This is a genomic window from Deinococcus aquaticus, assembly GCF_028622095.1.
In the GTDB taxonomy this organism is placed as follows: Bacteria; Deinococcota; Deinococci; order Deinococcales; family Deinococcaceae; genus Deinococcus; species Deinococcus aquaticus.
Genome location: NZ_CP115165.1, coordinates 2414652 through 2429511, shown reverse-complemented (window position 1 = coordinate 2429511; position 14860 = coordinate 2414652). Strand labels below are relative to the sequence as shown.

Annotated in this window: 13 protein-coding genes; 2 read left to right on the top strand and 11 right to left on the bottom strand. The window is 68.9% G+C overall.

Annotation, left to right across the window (positions count from 1 at the left end):
- Positions 1–23 precede the first annotated feature (23 nt).
- Entirely contained in the window at positions 24–2282 is a 2259-nt protein-coding gene (locus M8445_RS11800) for a RelA/SpoT family protein (RefSeq protein WP_189063800.1), read from the bottom strand.
- Positions 2283–2747: 465 nt separating this feature from the next.
- Positions 2748–3767, bottom strand: a complete 1020-nt coding sequence (locus M8445_RS11795) for an alpha/beta hydrolase (protein ID WP_273987947.1) — start codon at positions 3765–3767, stop codon at positions 2748–2750.
- 38 nt (positions 3768–3805) lie between these two features.
- Between M8445_RS11795 and M8445_RS11790 the strand changes: the two genes are divergently transcribed.
- Entirely contained in the window at positions 3806–4342 is a 537-nt protein-coding gene (locus tag M8445_RS11790) for a hypothetical protein (protein ID WP_273987946.1), read from the top strand.
- Positions 4343–4369: 27 nt separating this feature from the next.
- On the opposite strand, the gene M8445_RS11785 is transcribed toward M8445_RS11790, so the two are convergent.
- From M8445_RS11785 to M8445_RS11760, 6 genes are all read right to left on the bottom strand, one after another.
- A complete protein-coding gene (locus M8445_RS11785) occupies positions 4370–5578 on the bottom strand; it encodes an acyl-CoA dehydrogenase family protein (protein ID WP_273987945.1) in 1209 nt (402 codons plus the stop codon).
- 106 nt (positions 5579–5684) lie between these two features.
- On the bottom strand, positions 5685–7370 hold the full coding sequence (locus M8445_RS11780; RefSeq protein ID WP_273987944.1) for an acyl-CoA carboxylase subunit beta: 1686 nt from the start codon (positions 7368–7370) through the stop codon (positions 5685–5687).
- A gap of 96 nt (positions 7371–7466) precedes the next feature.
- Positions 7467–8096 carry a CoA transferase subunit B gene (locus M8445_RS11775; protein ID WP_055363407.1) on the bottom strand — a complete coding sequence of 210 codons (630 nt, stop codon included), beginning with the start codon at positions 8094–8096 and terminating at the stop codon, positions 7467–7469.
- Positions 8097–8279: 183 nt separating this feature from the next.
- The gene (locus M8445_RS11770) at positions 8280–9224 is read right to left on the bottom strand and encodes an ADP-ribose pyrophosphatase (RefSeq protein WP_273987943.1); all 945 of its coding nucleotides are present in this window, start codon (positions 9222–9224) and stop codon (positions 8280–8282) included.
- Positions 9225–9233: 9 nt separating this feature from the next.
- Entirely contained in the window at positions 9234–10637 is a 1404-nt protein-coding gene (locus M8445_RS11765; protein ID WP_380091449.1) for a nicotinate phosphoribosyltransferase, read from the bottom strand.
- A gap of 53 nt (positions 10638–10690) precedes the next feature.
- Positions 10691–12103 carry an MFS transporter gene (locus M8445_RS11760; RefSeq protein WP_337961594.1) on the bottom strand — a complete coding sequence of 471 codons (1413 nt, stop codon included), beginning with the start codon at positions 12101–12103 and terminating at the stop codon, positions 10691–10693.
- Positions 12104–12221: 118 nt separating this feature from the next.
- On the opposite strand from M8445_RS11760, the gene nadE reads away from it, so the two are divergent.
- The gene (gene nadE / locus M8445_RS11755; RefSeq protein WP_273987941.1) at positions 12222–13088 is read left to right on the top strand and encodes an ammonia-dependent NAD(+) synthetase; all 867 of its coding nucleotides are present in this window, start codon (positions 12222–12224) and stop codon (positions 13086–13088) included.
- Positions 13089–13092: 4 nt separating this feature from the next.
- On the opposite strand, the gene M8445_RS11750 is transcribed toward nadE, so the two are convergent.
- The 3 genes from M8445_RS11750 to M8445_RS11740 form a co-directional block, all read right to left on the bottom strand.
- Positions 13093–13791 carry a CoA transferase subunit A gene (locus M8445_RS11750; RefSeq protein WP_273987940.1) on the bottom strand — a complete coding sequence of 233 codons (699 nt, stop codon included), beginning with the start codon at positions 13789–13791 and terminating at the stop codon, positions 13093–13095.
- A 109-nt stretch (positions 13792–13900) separates the two neighbouring features.
- Positions 13901–14422: a CAP domain-containing protein gene (locus M8445_RS11745; protein ID WP_273987939.1), complete on the bottom strand. Its 522-nt coding sequence runs from the start codon at positions 14420–14422 to the stop codon at positions 13901–13903.
- Positions 14423–14652: 230 nt separating this feature from the next.
- A complete protein-coding gene (locus tag M8445_RS11740) occupies positions 14653–14781 on the bottom strand; it encodes a hypothetical protein (RefSeq protein WP_273987938.1) in 129 nt (42 codons plus the stop codon).
- Between the last annotated feature and the right edge of the window lie 79 nt (positions 14782–14860).

The window sequence follows — 14860 nt, the reverse complement described above, 5'->3', positions numbered from 1 at the left end:
AGAGCATCCGCCGGGCCGACCCGTCAGGAACTGGCCCCGTTGCGTTTGCGGCCGCCCACGCGGATCACGTCGTCCACGCCCTGAACCTGCATGATGGCGCGCCGCATGTTCTCCAGGTCGCTGTTGCCCAGCACCGGCAGACGCAGGTGAATCACGGCGACCTCCTCCATGCCCACCACGGCTTCCACGCGGGTCGGACTGCGTTTCTCGCGTGCCAGGATGCCCAGCACGTCAGCCAGCAGGCCGGCGCGGTCCGGGCCGATCACATCCAGGTCCACCAGGGTCGTGCCGGGCGTTCCGGCGTCCCAGCTGGCCGCCACACAGCGTTCCGGTTCGTCTTTCAGCAGGCGGATCATGTTCGGGCAGTCGATGCGGTGCACGCTGACGCCACGCCCGCGCGTCAGGTACCCCATGACCTGATCACCCCGGATGGGGTTGCAACACTGACTGAGTTTGGTGTTCGTGGTGAACCCCTCCACGTACACGCCGCCCGGTTCCGGTACGCGCGGGGTCGGCACGCGCCTCGCCGGGGCCTGCTCCTGCGCCAGTTGCGGTGACAGGACACGCCCCACCACGCTGGGCGTGAGCTTCCCGGCGTGCAGCGCCAGGTACAGGTCGTCCGGGTTGCGGGTGCCCAGCAGTTTCAGGGTGGCGTCTTCCAGCAGTTTGGTGCGCATCAGTTGCCGCACCGCCAGTTGCCGCTTGCGCAGGTACCGTTCTAGCAGGTCGTGGCCGCGTTGCAGCGCCTCGTCGCGTTCCTCCATGCGGAAGTGATGCCGGACCTTCGCGCGGGCGCTGCGGGTCACGGTGAAGTTCAGCCAGTCCTTGCTGGGGTGGCCGTTCTTGCTGGTCACGATCTCGACCATGTCGCCGTTTCCCAGCTTGTACGAGAGCGGCACGATGCTGCCGTTCACGCGCGCGCCCACGGTTGTCTCGCCGATACGGGTGTGAATGTGATACGCGAAATCCACCGGGGTGCTGCCGGACGGCAGGCTGATCGCCAGTCCCTTGGGCGTAAACACCCGCACCCGCTGCGACAGGATGTCGGTCTTCACGGCGTCCATGTAATCCGAGGCGTCGTTGATCTCGTTCTGCAACTCGCGCAGCTGCGAGATCCAGTTCTCGCGGTCCTTCTGCGCCAGCTGGTTGCCCTGCTTGTACATCCAGTGAGCGGCCACGCCGTACTCCGCGACCTCATGCATGCGCCGCGAGCGGATCTGCACCTCGATCGGCTGGCCGCTCTGGCTGATCACGGTCGTGTGCAGCGACTGGTACCCGTTCGGTTTGGGCACCGCGATGTAATCCTTGAAGCGGCCCGGCAGCGGCGTCCACATGGAATGCACGATGCTGACCGTGTGGTAGCAGATGCGTTTCTCACGGGTCGCTTCGGCCCGCTCGCGGCGCACGTCGTCCGTGCCGGGCGGCACGACCAGATCACGCGGGGTCAGCATCACGCGGATGGCCAGCAGGTCGAAAATCTGCTCCAGGGCCTTGCCTTCACGCTGCATCTTGGTGTGAATGCTCCACAGGTGCTTGCTGCGCCCCGCAATGTCGATGTCCGACACCCACTCGGGCAACTCCAGATCATCCTCCAGCGCCTCCTGAAGTTCTTTCACGGCGCGGGTGATCAGCGCGTCGCGTTCCTCCTGCCGGGTGCGCAGACGCGACTGAAGGTACTCGTACTCGTCGGGTTGCAGGTACCGGAAACTCAGGTCCTCCAGTTCCCACTTGATCTGCCCGATCCCCAGCCGGTGCGCGAGCGGCGCGAAGATGTCCATGGTCTCCCGCGCGATCCGCTGCTGCTTCTCGGGTTTCATGCTGCCCAGCGTGCGCATGTTGTGCAACCGGTCGGCGAGTTTCACCACGATGATGCGGATGTCCCCGGTCATGGCGATCAGCATCTGCCGCAGGTTCTCGGCCTGCACGTCCCGCCCGGCGTCACTGACCTCGGCCGCCTGGGAACCCTGCTTGGAGAGCTTGCTGACCTTCGTCTCGCCCTCCACGATGCGGCGCACGTCCGGCCCGAACTGCTTCTCGATCATGCCGAACGTCACGTACTCCACGTCCTCGACCGTGTCGTGCAGCAGCCCGGCCATGATGCTGTCCGAATCCATGCCCAGCCGCGCCAGGATCACCGCGACCGCCACCGGGTGCGTGATGTACGGCTCGCCACTCTTGCGGTTCACGCCCGCGTGCGCGTCGCGCGCGAACACGTACGCCTTCTCAATCCCTTCCACTTCCGCCGGGGGCCGCGCCGAAACCAGTGCGCGCAGTTCACTCATGCCATGATCGCCGTCAGCCACGCCCTGCACAATAGCGCCCCCACACCCCGGCACGCCCGCGCTGCCCACACAGCGCCGCGCACACGGTCACCCACACCCAGACACCACCAGACCTGCGCCGCACACGGCAGAAAAACGCCCACCCCGGAAACAGCGGGTGGGCGGGAAGATGACGGGAAAAGCAGTGCCCCTAGCGACGGTCACGCACGCGCACGGGGATCGGCACCGGCTGTGGTTGCGGGCTGCCTTTCAGCACCTCGCGGAGCCAGTCAACAAATTCACGCAGGCCCTTCATGTCCACCAGTGTAAAGACCAAACCCTGACAGAGATGGCACGAAGCTTACGATAAGTTCACACCCCGGACTCACACCCGCCGCGCCGTGCAGCACGCACTCCAGACAAACGTCCCGCCCGCAGCACTCAAGGCCCCCCACGCGCGTACCTGACAGATTCTGACAGTCCTCTTCACGCCAGCCCCAGCCCGCGCCGCAGGGCGTTCAGGGCGGAGGCCGTGAAGGTGCGGGCCACCGCCGAGTCCGGCGCGAAGCGCTCGAAGGCGTGGTACGCACCGGGCACCTCGACGTACTCGCAGGGCACGCCGGCGCCCGTGAGGCGGCGGGCGTACGCGCGGTCTTCCGGGCAGAACAGGTCGAGGGTGCCCACGCCGATCCACGCGGGCGGCAGGCCTTCCAGGCTCTCGCGGCGGGCGGGCGCGGCGTACTCGGGGGCGCTGTCCATCCTTGGAGGGCGGCCCAGGTAAGCCGACCACCCGAACTGGTTGGACGCGGGCCGCCAGATGAAATCCCCGCGCTCGTCGTGCGTGGCTGCCAGGGTGGTGCGGTCGTCCAGCATCGGGTAGTACAGCAGCTGAAACGCGGGCGTGACCTCGCCCCGGTCGTGCGCGAGTTGCGCCAGAGCGGCGGCCAGTCCACCCCCGGCACTGTCGCCGACCAGCGCGATACGGGCCGGGTCGAGGCCCAGCGCATCCGACCCGCGTGCCATCCAGGTCAGGGCGGCGTAACAGTCCTCCAGCGGGCCGGGGAACGGCGTGCCCGGCGCGAGGCGGTACTCGACACCCACGACCAGCACCCCGAGTTCCCGCGCGTACGCGGCGCTCTGCGGGTGGTACGAGGCGGCCGACCCGGTCACGTACCCGCCCCCGTGAATGTTCAGGATCGCCGCCGCGCCCGCCGGGAGATTCGGGGGCCTATACACGAACACCGTCACATCCGGCGCACCGGGGAGGCCGGGAATGCGCCGCTCCTCGACCGCCACCCCGTTCGGCAACGCGGGGGCCTTCGCGCGGGCCTGCATCGCCCCCATAACCGCCACGACGCCCGGCGTGAACGGCGGCGTCCGCAGGCGCACGAACGGCGAGCGCAACTCCGGGTGCAACTGGGCGTACGAGGCGGCGCGTCTGGTCGAGAGGACCCACGCGCCCAGCGCCAGTGCCGCCCCCACCCCCCACAGTCTTCCGGCTTTCATGGCTGATTGTCGCACCCGCCAGCCGGTACGCTGACGGCATGGCCCTGACCCTCACGCAACTTCGCCAGACGCTCGGTGATATGGACGCTCCGGAACTCCGCGAGGTCCTCGTAGCCCTGTACCGCGCCAGCGCCGACAACAAACGCCAGCTGGCCGCGCTGCTGGAAGGCGACCACAGCGGCCTGCTGGACCGGCTGGAAACCGAGCTGGAGAAGGCGTTCCGCACGTCCGGTCGCCTTCCAACCATGAAGGTCGGCGGGGCGAAGAAGGCCCTGGCCGCGTACCTGAAGGTCGCCGCGCCCGCCGACGCGCTCGACGCGGAACTGCGCTACGTGGAGGCCGGTGTGATGTGCCTGCACGCGTACGGCGACTGGCCGGAGAACAACTACGGCAGCATGGAAGGCGTCTTCGAGGCGGCCCTGAAACGCGCGGCGACCCTCGACCTGAAAGACATTCCATTCAAGCGGCTGGAACGGCTGGTGTCGAACGCTGGCGGATTCGGGTACGGCTTCTCGGATCAGATCACGTACCAGTACGACGAGTTCCTGGAAAAACTGGAGGAGCCGGAGGACTGACCCCCGGCCCCTCCCCGGCCCCCCGGTTCAGTCCGCGAATCTCTTCAGGACGTCGCGGCTGATGACGAGGCGCTGCACCTCGTCGGTGCCCTCGCCGATGCGGGTGAGGCGGTTGTCGCGCCACATGCGTTCCACGGGGTATTCCTTGATGTAGCCGTACCCTCCGAGCATCTGGATGGCCTCGTCGCAGGCCTCGACGCCGACGGTGGTGGCGTACAGTTTGGCGCGGGCGACCGGGACAGTGAAGTTCATGCCCGCGTCTTTCAGGTCGGCGGCCTTGCGGATCAGCAGGCGCGCGGCTTCAAGTTTGGTGTCCATGTCGGCGAGGCGGAAGCTGATGTTCTGGTTGGTGGCGATGGGTTTGCCGAACTGCTCGCGGCCGAGCGTGTAGCGGGTGGCGTACTCGAACGCGGCGCGGCCCAGGCCGAGGCCCATGGCGGCGATGCCGACGCGGCCCCCGTCGAGCACTTTCATGACGTCCTTGAAGGCGTTGCCACGCTCGCCGAGCAGGGCGTCGGCGGGCAGGTGGATGTCCTCGAAGATCAGCTGGGCGGTGTCGCTGCTGCGCAGGCCGAGCTTGTCTTCCTTGCGGCCGATGCTGAAGCCCGTGACCTCGTCGCGGTTGAACACGAACGCGCTGATGCCGTCGTTCTTGCCCTTGCCGGAGCGGGCGGGGTCGGTGCGGGCCAGGATCACGTACGTGCCGCCCACGCTGCCCTGCGTGATGAAGTTCTTGCTGCCGTTCAGGATCCAGCTGCCGTCCGGCTGCTCCTTGGCGTTGCTCTGCATGCCACCGCTATCTGAGCCGCTGCCGGGTTCCGTCAGGCCCCACGCGCCCAGCTTCTCGGCACTCGCCAGGGCCGGGAGGAACTTCTGCTTCTGCGCCTCGGTGCCGCCGATCAGGATGTGGCCCTGGCACAGACTGTTGTGGCTGGCGACCGTCAGGCACAGGCTGCCGTCCACGGCGGCGATCTCCTCAATGATCTGCGCGAACGTCGCCGTGTCCAGGCCGGTGCCGCCGTACTCCTCGGGCGTCTGCGCGCCCATGATGCCCATCTCGCCCAGCTCCCGCACGATCTGCATGGGGAACTCGCTGGTCTGGTCACGCTCGGCCGCGCCCGGCTCGACCTTGTTCTTCAGGAATGACTTCAGCGCGCTGATGATCGTGCGCTGCTCGTCGTTCAGGGGCTGCGTGTTCGGATTGCTGGCGTCGGGACGGTTCAGGGTACTGGTCATGGGGGGCTCCTTCGGAGGGCAGATGGCGGATGGCAGATAGCGGATGGCGAAGGCGGGGCTGGGGCGTTGTAGGCCATAGGCCATCTGCCTTCAGCCATCCGCCCGCTTACACCTGGAACACGCCGACCCGGAATTCGTCCTGGTGGGGGTTCTGGGCGCAGGCTTCCAGGGCGCGGATCAGGCGCTCGCGGGTGTCGTTGGGTTGAATGATCTCGTCGACCCAGAGGCGGGCGGCGGCGTAGCGGGGGTCGAGTTCGGTGTCGTACTTGCTCTTGACCTCGTCGTAGAGGCGCAGGATGTCCTCGTCGTCAGGTTCGGTACCGGCGCGTTTCAGGGCGGCGAGCTGGATGTCCATGAGGGTCTTGGCGGCGGCGTTGCCGCTCATGACGGCGTATTTGGCGCTGGGCCACGCGAACAGGAAGCGGGGGGCGTAGGCCTTGCCGTTCATGGCGTAGTTCCCCGCGCCGAAAGAACCCCCGGTGATGATGGTGATCTTGGGCACGACGGAGTTGCTGACGGCGTTCACGAGTTTCGCGCCGCGCCGGATGATGCCTTCCTGTTCGCTGTCGCGGCCGACCATGAAGCCGGTCACGTCGCTCAGGAACACGAGGGGCACGCCGGCCTGGTTGGCGTCCATGATGAAGCGGGCGGCCTTGTCGGCGCTGTCGCCGTAGATGACGCCACCGACCTCGATGCGGGTGCGCAGGCCGGGTTCGCCGCCGCTCTTGAGTTTCTTCTTGATGACGGTGCGCTGGTTCGCCACGAACGCGACGGGGAAGCCACCGGCGCGGGCGAAGCCGCACACGAGGGTCTCGCCGTACTCGGCTTTGAACTCGTGGAAGCTGGGCTCACCTTCTGGGCCGCCGTCCACCAGGGCGGTGATCAGGTCGCGCACGTCGTAGGTCTTGCTACCGTCGAAGCCCACGAGGTCGGTCAGGTCGCGTTCCGGGGCGGGCAGCGGCTCCTTGCGGCGTCTGGCGAAGGGGGCGCTTTCGCCCTGCGCGTACAGGTCGGCCAGCGCGCGGATGCGTTTCAGTGCGGCGGCGTCGTCGGGTTCCTTGTAGTCCACGGTGCCCGCGATGCTGGCGTGCATACTGGCCCCGCCGAGGTCCTCGCTGTCCACGACCTGCCCGATGGCGGCCTTCACCAGCGCGGGTCCGGCGAGGTACAGGCCTGAGCCTTCGGTCATGATCAGCGTGTCGCACATGACGGGCAGGTACGCGCCGCCCGCCACGCAGTTGCCCATGATCGCGGCGATCTGCGGGATGCCGCGCGCGCTCATGCGGGCGTTGAGGTAGAACACGCGACCGAAGTCGTCCTGATCGGGGAAGATCTCGTCCTGCATGGGCAGGTACACACCGGCGCTATCCACGAGGTACACGACCGGCAGGTGGTTTTCCAGGGCGATGGTCTGCGCGCGGATGACCTTCTTCGCAGTGATCGGAAAGAACGCGCCCGCCTTCACGGTGGCGTCGTTGGCAATGATCATCCACGGGCGGCCCTGGATGGTGCCGATGCCGGTGACGGTGCCGCCCGACGGGCAACCGCCGACGTCCTGGTACATCTCCCAGCCGGCGAAGGTCATCAGTTCGTTGAAGGGCGTCTGGTCGTCGATCAGCTGGCGGATACGTTCGCGGGCGGTCAGGCGGTTCTTGTCGTGCTGGCGCTGCTGGGCTTTGGGTCCGCCGCCGGCGTGGACGGTCAGGCGGTCAGTGGCGAGGCGTTCCAGGGCGTCCTGCCACGCGCTACGGGCGGGGGGCGCCGGGGGGGCGCTGGTGTCTGGCTGGGTCATTGTTGCCCACAGTCTAACAAACGGTCGTTAGGTTGTGGTGGGATTCATGACACACCCCCCGCACCGGTCAGGATGCGGGGGCAGACGGAATCCGTGTCAGGCGTGAACGGCCGCGCCGGTCTTCGCCTGCAACTCGTCCAGAGTGACGCCGGGCGCAAGTTCCACCAGCTTCAGGCCATCCGGGGTCACGTCCAGCACGCCCAGGTCCGTGATGATGCGGTTCACGACCGCCTGCCCGGTCAGCGGCAGGTCGCACTCGCGCAGGATCTTGTGCGCGTCGCCCTTCGCCACGTGCTCCATCAGGACCACCACGCGCTGCACGCCCGCCACGAGGTCCATCGCGCCGCCCATGCCCTTGACCATCTTGCCCGGAATCATCCAGTTCGCCAGGTCCCCCCGCTCGCTGACCTGCATGGCCCCCAGGATCGCGAGGTTCACGTGCCCGCCCCGGATCATGGCGAAACTGTCCGCGCTGGAGAAGAAACTCGCGCCGGGCAGGGCCGTGACGGTCTGCTTGCCGGCGTTGATCAGGTCCGGGTCCACCTCGTCCTCGGTGGGGAACGGGCCGATGCCCAGCAGGCCGTTTTCACTTTGCAGCATCACGCTGACGCCCTGTGGGATGTGGTTGGCGACCAGGGTGGGCAGGCCGATGCCCAGGTTCACGTAGTAGCCGTCTTGCAGTTCACGGGCCGCGCGGGCGGCCATCTCGTCTCGGGTCCAGGGCATGGGTGACCTCCTTGAAGTCGGTAGGGGCGAAATTGTGAAAGTCAGGGGCAGCTTGCGGCGCGCTGGCCGGGCCTGTCAAGCGGCCCGACCGGACGGATCGGACAGGGCCATCATGCCCACTGTCCGTCACAGGCACGTTTCAGGCAGGCTGATGGAGGATGGCTGATGGACAGTCCATGCCTTTCACGCACGACTGCGGCCCGCCTCCAGCATCCGGCAGAGGATGACGTGGTGATCCTCGAAGAAGGCGTGTGGGCGGGCCAGTGCGGCGTCCAGCGGGACGGGCCGCGTGCCGGGCGGCGGGGCAGTGACGCGGACGGCGTGCGCGGTGGTGGGCCAGACCGGTGAGCGGGCCGGGTGCGCGAACACGGCGGCCTGAGAGGGCAGGTCGCCGGGCAGGAGGGGGGTGGCGGGCAGCGCCCACAGGCCGCGCCCGATGGGACCGTCGCGGCGCGCGAGCCAGACAGTGTGTGCGTCGGTGTGCAGGTCCAGCCGCTCGTGCCGGGGCGTGGGCGTGCCGCTCAGGGCGGCGCGGGCGGCCTGAATGGCGTGGTACTCGGCGCTCAGGCGGGCGGCGGTGCGGGTGCGCAGGAAGTCGCGCAGGAAAGCCTGCACGGCTGGTGGGACGTGGGGCGGCACCTCTCCCCTGCCCAGCAGTGCGGCGCGCAGGTCGGTGGCATTCAGCAGGCCCGTCCCGCCGGCCGTCTGGGCGGGGACGGGGTCGGCCTGCCACTGCGGGAACCAGCGCAGGTAACCGCTGCTGGCGTCCTTCTCGAAGCCGGTCAGGACGACCGGGCGCGGCCCGAGGCGGTCCAGGGTGGCGGCCACGGCGGCCTGCACCTGCGCGGCCCACAGTCCAGCGTCGAACTCGTCGGGCAGGGGGCGCACGCTCAGGCGGCGGGTGTCGTGACCGGACTCGCGCAGCGCGGCGCGGATCAGGCGGGCGCGTTCCGGGGCGGTCCAGGGATTGTGGGCCGAGCGGGCGAGGTTGGCGCTGCCGGTCAGGACCAGCAGGTGCGCGTGCCGGTGCAGCGCCGCCTGAATGGTGTGCAGGTGCGCGTCGTGCAGCGGCTGGAAGCGCCCGATGTACACGGCGAGCGCGCCGGGCGTGCGGGAGGCGGGCGGCACGGCTCCCCCTTACAGCCCGTGGCGGTCGCGCAGGTCCGTGATCAGGGCGTCCCGGCGCCCCTGAAGCGCGGCGCTGAGACTCACGTGGTACGCGTGCGGGTTCAGCAGCCGGCGAGTGCCGTCGGGCAGGGATGCCAGCGCCGAGTGCGCGCGGGCCTGAAGGTCCGGCAGGGTCTCGGGCGGACGGGTGCGCCGCCCGGCGTCCATGACGGTCACGCGCGGGTCGGTCCAGGTCAGGCCGTCCGGAACGCGGCGCGACCGCATGGGGTTGGCGGGGTCGCTGACGCGCTCGCCGGGCTGCGGGGCCGCCTCCTGTTCGCCGGCCACGACGTCCAGCGCGAGGCGGCCCGCACTGTCGCAGGCGCGCCACACGCGTTTGGTGCCGGGCACACTGGTCTTGGCCGGGTCGCCCGTGAGTTTCATGCGGTCCTGCCCGCCCAGTGCCACGAGTTTGTACACGCCGCCCAGCGCGCCGCCGCCTTCGCCGCCGCCCGTGGCGAGTTGCGTGCCGATGCCGTACACGTCGATGCGCCCGCCGCCCTGAATGACGCTCTCGATCACGAATTCCGACAGGTCGTTACTGGCGATGATCTGCACGTCCGGGAAGCCCGCACCGTCCAGCGCGGCCCGCACCTGCGCGGACAGGTACGCCAGATCCCCGCTGTCCAGGCGCACGCCGCGCAGTTCGTGCCCGGCCTCACGCAGTTCCCGCGCGACGGTCAGGGCGTTCGGGAGGCCGCTGCGGAGCGTGTCGAAGGTGTCGAGCAGCAGCGTGGTGGCGTCCGGGTACAGCGCGGCGTAGGCGCGGAAGGCGCTCAGTTCGTCCGGGAAGCTCTCGACCCAGGCGTGCGCGTGCGTGCCGGTCACGCGCAGGCCGTAGCGGGCGGCGGCTTCCACGTTGCTGGTGCCGGTGGCCCCGCCGATCACGGCGGCGCGGGCCGCGCCAAGTGCGCCGTCAGGTCCCTGGGCGCGGCGCGCGCCGAATTCCACGATCTCGCCCCCGTGCGCGCCAGCCTGCGCGGCGTGCAGGCAGCGGGCGGCCTTGGTGGCGATCAGGGTCTGGAAGTTCAGGACGTTCAGCAGCGCCGTCTCGACCAGTTGCGCCTCCCAGAGCGGTCCCTGCACGGTCAGCAGCGGCTCGCTGGGAAAGACCACGCTGCCTTCCGGGAAGGCCGTCACGCGGCCCGTGAAGCGCCAGTCGCGCAGGGCCGACAGGAAATCCGGGCGGAACAGGCCCAGGCTGCCCAGGTACGCGAGGTCCGTCTCGCCGAAACGCAGGCCGTTCAGGTACTCCAGGGCAGGTTCCAGTCCGGCCCACACGGCGTACCCGCCCCGGTAGGGGTTACGGCGGTACGACAGGTCGAAAGTGGCGGGCTGGGTGTGCAGGCCGCTGACGAAGTACCCCTGCATCATGGTCAGCTGGTACAGGTCCGTGAACAGCGCCGGGCCGAACGCTCCCTTGGAGGTCACGCGGTCTCCCGGTCCCGCAGCGGCCGGCCGCGCGTCTCGATGCCGACCGTCCAGATGCAGGCGGCCGACAGTACGAACAGCGCCGCGAACACCGTCAGGGACTGCGCGAGGTTCCCGCCCAGCAGCAGCGCGCCCGCGAACGGCGAGATCAGGCTGCCCAGCCGCGCGAACGCACTGGCGACCCCCATGCCCGAGGCGCGCAGCAGCGTGGGGAACAGCTCGGGCGTGTAGGCGTACAGTGCGCCCCAGGTGCCCAGCAGCGAGAACGACAGCAGCGCCGAGGCCAGCAGCACTCCCACGGCCGAGTCCACCAGCAGGAACAGGTACGCGCCGAGCGCGCTGACCAGCATGAAGCCCACCAGCGTGGCGCGGCGGCCCACCCACTCGACCAGCAGCGAGGCCAGCAGGTACCCCGGCACCTGCGCGAAGGCCAGCAGCAGGGTCGTCAGGTACGTGTCGGTCAGTTCGAAGCCGTTGGCGCGCAGGTACGTGGGCAGCCACGAGAAGATGCCGTAGTACCCGAGGCTCATGCCGAACCACGCGGCGGCCAGCAGGAACGTCCGGTCCCGCAGGTCCGGGCCGAACAGCACCGCGAACCGCGATTTCTGGCGCAGCAGGGGCAGCGGCGGGGCCAGCGGCCGGTCCGGCAGCTCGCGGCGGTTGCGGCGGGCCACCTGCCGCAGGGCGCTCAGGGCGTCGTCCATGCGGCCGTGCGCGACCAGCCAGCGGGGCGAATCCGGCACGCCCAGCCGCACGAACAGACCCGCGATGCCCGGCAGGGCCGTCAGGGCCACCAGCCAGCGCCAGCCGTCGCCGGGTAATTCCAGGGTGCCGCCGGCCAGCAGCACCGAGGCGAGCGCCGCCATGCCCAGCGTCCCGATGGCCCAGAAGCCCTCGACCAGCACCAGAAAGCGGCCGCGCAGCGCGGCGGGCATGAATTCGGCCATCATGGCGTAATCCACGGGCATGGTCCCACCGATGGCGAAGCCCGTCAGGACCCGCGCGGCGATCAGCACCCACACGCTGGGTGCCAGTGCGCTGAGCAGGCCGAACAGCACGCCCAGCGTCACGGTCGTCAGGAACACCGGGCGGCGGCCAAAGCGGTCGGCGGCCCGGCCCCAGAAGGGCGCGCCCACGAACATGCCCGCAAAGGTCGCCAGGGTCAGCAGCGTGACCGGCAGTGTCCCGGCCTCCAGCCCGAACGACTCGCGCACGCCGCTCAGCGCGAATCCCATGACCAGCACGGCCATGGCGTCGGCGGCGAAGGTCAGGCCGCAGATCACCAGGAGCCGGTACTGAAACGCCCCCAGACCCAGGTGTTCGATGACCCCGTCGACCGTCAGGGTATCCGGAGCGGGAGCGGCCACGGCGTCGGCAGGCAGGCGCAGAAGGGTGGGGCGGTCACTCACATCACCCATCTTAGGTGCAGCGGGCCGCCCGGAACGCCGGATGTTCCGCAGCGGGCGGCCCGGCGGGGCACCAACGCCCCACCTTCAGGCAGGCCGGACGCGTGGAATACTGCGCCGCATGACCGGTCTTCGAGAGCAGATTCAGCGTGAACTGGCCGTGCAGGCGCCGATTGACCCGGCCGCCGAGATCGAGCGGCGCGTGGCGTTCCTGTGCGCGTACCTGCGCGCGTCGGGCGCGCGGGGCTTCGTGCTGGGCATCAGCGGCGGGCAGGACAGCACCCTGGCGGGGCGGCTGTGCCAGCTGGCCACCGAGCGCCTGCGCGCCGGGGGGACCGAGGCGACGTTCATGGCCGTGCGCCTGCCTTACGGCGTGCAGGCTGACGAGGCGGACGCGCAGCGCGCCCTGGCGTTCATCCGCCCGGACCACAGCGTGACCGTGAACGTGAAAGGCGCGGTGGACGCCGCCTCAAGCGCCGCCGCCGCCGCCCTGGCAGAGGCGGGTGCCGGTGGGGAACTGCGTGATTTCGTGCGTGGCAACATCAAGGCGCGCGAGCGCATGGTCGCGCAGTACGCGCTAGCCGGGCAGCTGAACCTGCTGGTCGTGGGCACCGATCACGCCGCCGAGGCCCTGACCGGGTTCTTCACCAAGTACGGTGACGGCGGCGTGGACGTCACGCCCCTGACCGGCCTGAGCAAACGCCAGGGCGCGCAGCTGCTCGCTCAGCTGGGCGCGCCCGAGGAAACGTGGCGCAAGGTGCCAACCGCCGATCTGGAAGACGACCGCCCGGGCCTGCCGGACGAGCACGCACTGGGCGTCACGTACGCGCAGATCGACGATTACCTGGAGGGCCAGCCCGTGCCGGAGGAGGTCGCCGGGAAGCTGGAACGGATGTACCTTCAGACCCGTCACAAGCGCGCCGTGCCGGTCACACCGTTCGACGGGTGGTGGCAGCAGGAGAAGAACGAGGAGAACGCCTGCCGCTGAGGCTCTAGCCGGCGCGGACGGTGCGCTGCTCAATACGTTTCTCTGGGTTGGCGTTCACCACCACCCGCTGCACGTAGATGCCGGGCGTGTCCACGTCGTCCGGATCAATCTGACCGACCTCCACGATCTCCTCCACCTCCGCCACGGTCACCCGGCCGCAGGTCGCCACCATCGGGTTGAAGTTCCGCGCCGTCTTCCGGTACACCAGATTCCCCGCCCGGTCCGCCTTCCACGCCTTCACCAGCGCCACGTCCGCCACGATCCCCCGTTCCAGGATGTACGTCTGACCATCAAACTCCTTGTGCTCCTTCCCCTCCGCCACCAGCGTCCCCACGCCAGTCTTCGTGTAAAAGCCGGGGATGCCTGCACCACCCGCGCGCATCCGCTCGGCCAACGTGCCCTGCGGGGTGAATTCCAGTTCGAGTTCCCCGGCGAGGTACTGGCGTTCAAATTCTTTGTTCTCGCCGACGTAGGAGCTGATCATGCGGCGGATCTGGCGGGTCTGGAGTAGCAGGCCAAGGCCCCAGCCGTCCACGCCGGCGTTGTTGCTGACGGCGGTGAGGCCGGTGGCGCCGGTGTCGCGCAGGGCGAGGATGAGTTGCTCGGGGATGCCGCACAGACCGAAACCGCCCACGGCGATGGTCTGGCCGTCCTGCACGATGTCGGAAAGCGCCGCGCGGGCGTCGGGGTACACCTTGTTCATGTGAGCTCCAGTGTAAGGCCCACGGGAGTCAAACGAACGCTTGTTCGGGTAACGGGACAGTCCGTGACCCGCCTCCCCCGGCGGCAGGCAGGCCACACCAGCCGCCGCGTTACCGGGAGTTGCTGCTGAGGACCATCACGTACGCGGCGCCGCGTGAGCCCTGCACGACCGCCGCGCCCACCTGGGTGTAGCGGGCGTCGTTCATCCAGAAGCAGTGTTCCGGCGAGTTCAGCCACCAGCGGATGGCCTGCTCGGGGTTGACCCCGCCGCCCATGTAGATGATCTCGGTGACGCTCACGGCGTTCACGCCGGTACTGGCCGCGCGGACTTTCGGGGTGCTGCCGTCCTGCCCGGTGTGACTGATGCGGCCCGTGGCGCTCATGTACCCGGCCTGAATGCGGGCGGCGGCCGCCAGTTCCGGCGTGTAACGCAGCGTCCCGGCGACCGGGCGGCGGCCGCTGCCGGGGCAGTTCACGCCCTGGCCGCGTACCTCGTTCAGGCGGGTTATCAGCAGCGTCTCCGCGCTGGACGGTCCCGCCTGCGCGGCGGCCGGCAGCACAGCCACCGGCAGGGCGAAGGCCAGCAGAGCGGCCAGCGGGCGGGAGGAACGCCGGAAGAAACTGATGAGCATCGTGAACGCAGCTTAACCCGCCGCAGGCTCCAGGGTAAGCGCAGACCCGCGCCGCCCGCGCCACACATGCCAGCAGGCCCGGCGTGAACCGGACCTGCTGGACCAAAACTCATACGGATTCCGTCTGTTTCGTTAACGACCCGCAGGGGCACCGGGTTGCCAACTCCACGCCCGGAATCCTCTTTAATCCTGCTCGCGTCTGCTCGGATTGAACGGTTTTTACAAACCATTCAATCGGAGTAACTGCTCAGCACGATAAACACGGCAAAAAACGCCTGTTCCCGTTTTGTATGAACATAATATTTACTGCAAATCTGCTTTGGACGGACCAATTCGCCCATATCGGCAATTTCAGTCATTCGAAACCAGCTTCTTAGCAATTTTTAGGGCTGAATTCAGATTCTGAGCAATTTACCCTGCTGAGCAGTTACCAATCGG

What these genes read in the sequence shown, in the direction of transcription:
- M8445_RS11790 (WP_273987946.1), top strand. Translation starts at nt 3,806, where the DNA reads ATGGCCCTGACCCTCACGCAACTTCGCCAGACGCTCGGTGATATGGAC.
- M8445_RS11775 (WP_055363407.1), bottom strand. Translation starts at nt 8,096, where the DNA reads ATGCCCTGGACCCGAGACGAGATGGCCGCCCGCGCGGCCCGTGAACTG.
- M8445_RS11800 (WP_189063800.1), bottom strand. Translation starts at nt 2,282, where the DNA reads ATGAGTGAACTGCGCGCACTGGTTTCGGCGCGGCCCCCGGCGGAAGTG.
- M8445_RS11740 (WP_273987938.1), bottom strand. Translation starts at nt 14,781, where the DNA reads ATGACTGAAATTGCCGATATGGGCGAATTGGTCCGTCCAAAGCAGATT.
- M8445_RS11780 (WP_273987944.1), bottom strand. Translation starts at nt 7,370, where the DNA reads ATGACCCAGCCAGACACCAGCGCCCCCCCGGCGCCCCCCGCCCGTAGC.
- nadE (WP_273987941.1), top strand. Translation starts at nt 12,222, where the DNA reads ATGACCGGTCTTCGAGAGCAGATTCAGCGTGAACTGGCCGTGCAGGCG.
- M8445_RS11765 (WP_380091449.1), bottom strand. Translation starts at nt 10,637, where the DNA reads ATGATGCAGGGGTACTTCGTCAGCGGCCTGCACACCCAGCCCGCCACT.
- M8445_RS11785 (WP_273987945.1), bottom strand. Translation starts at nt 5,578, where the DNA reads ATGACCAGTACCCTGAACCGTCCCGACGCCAGCAATCCGAACACGCAG.
- M8445_RS11750 (WP_273987940.1), bottom strand. Translation starts at nt 13,791, where the DNA reads ATGAACAAGGTGTACCCCGACGCCCGCGCGGCGCTTTCCGACATCGTG.
- M8445_RS11745 (WP_273987939.1), bottom strand. Translation starts at nt 14,422, where the DNA reads ATGCTCATCAGTTTCTTCCGGCGTTCCTCCCGCCCGCTGGCCGCTCTG.
- M8445_RS11795 (WP_273987947.1), bottom strand. Translation starts at nt 3,767, where the DNA reads ATGAAAGCCGGAAGACTGTGGGGGGTGGGGGCGGCACTGGCGCTGGGC.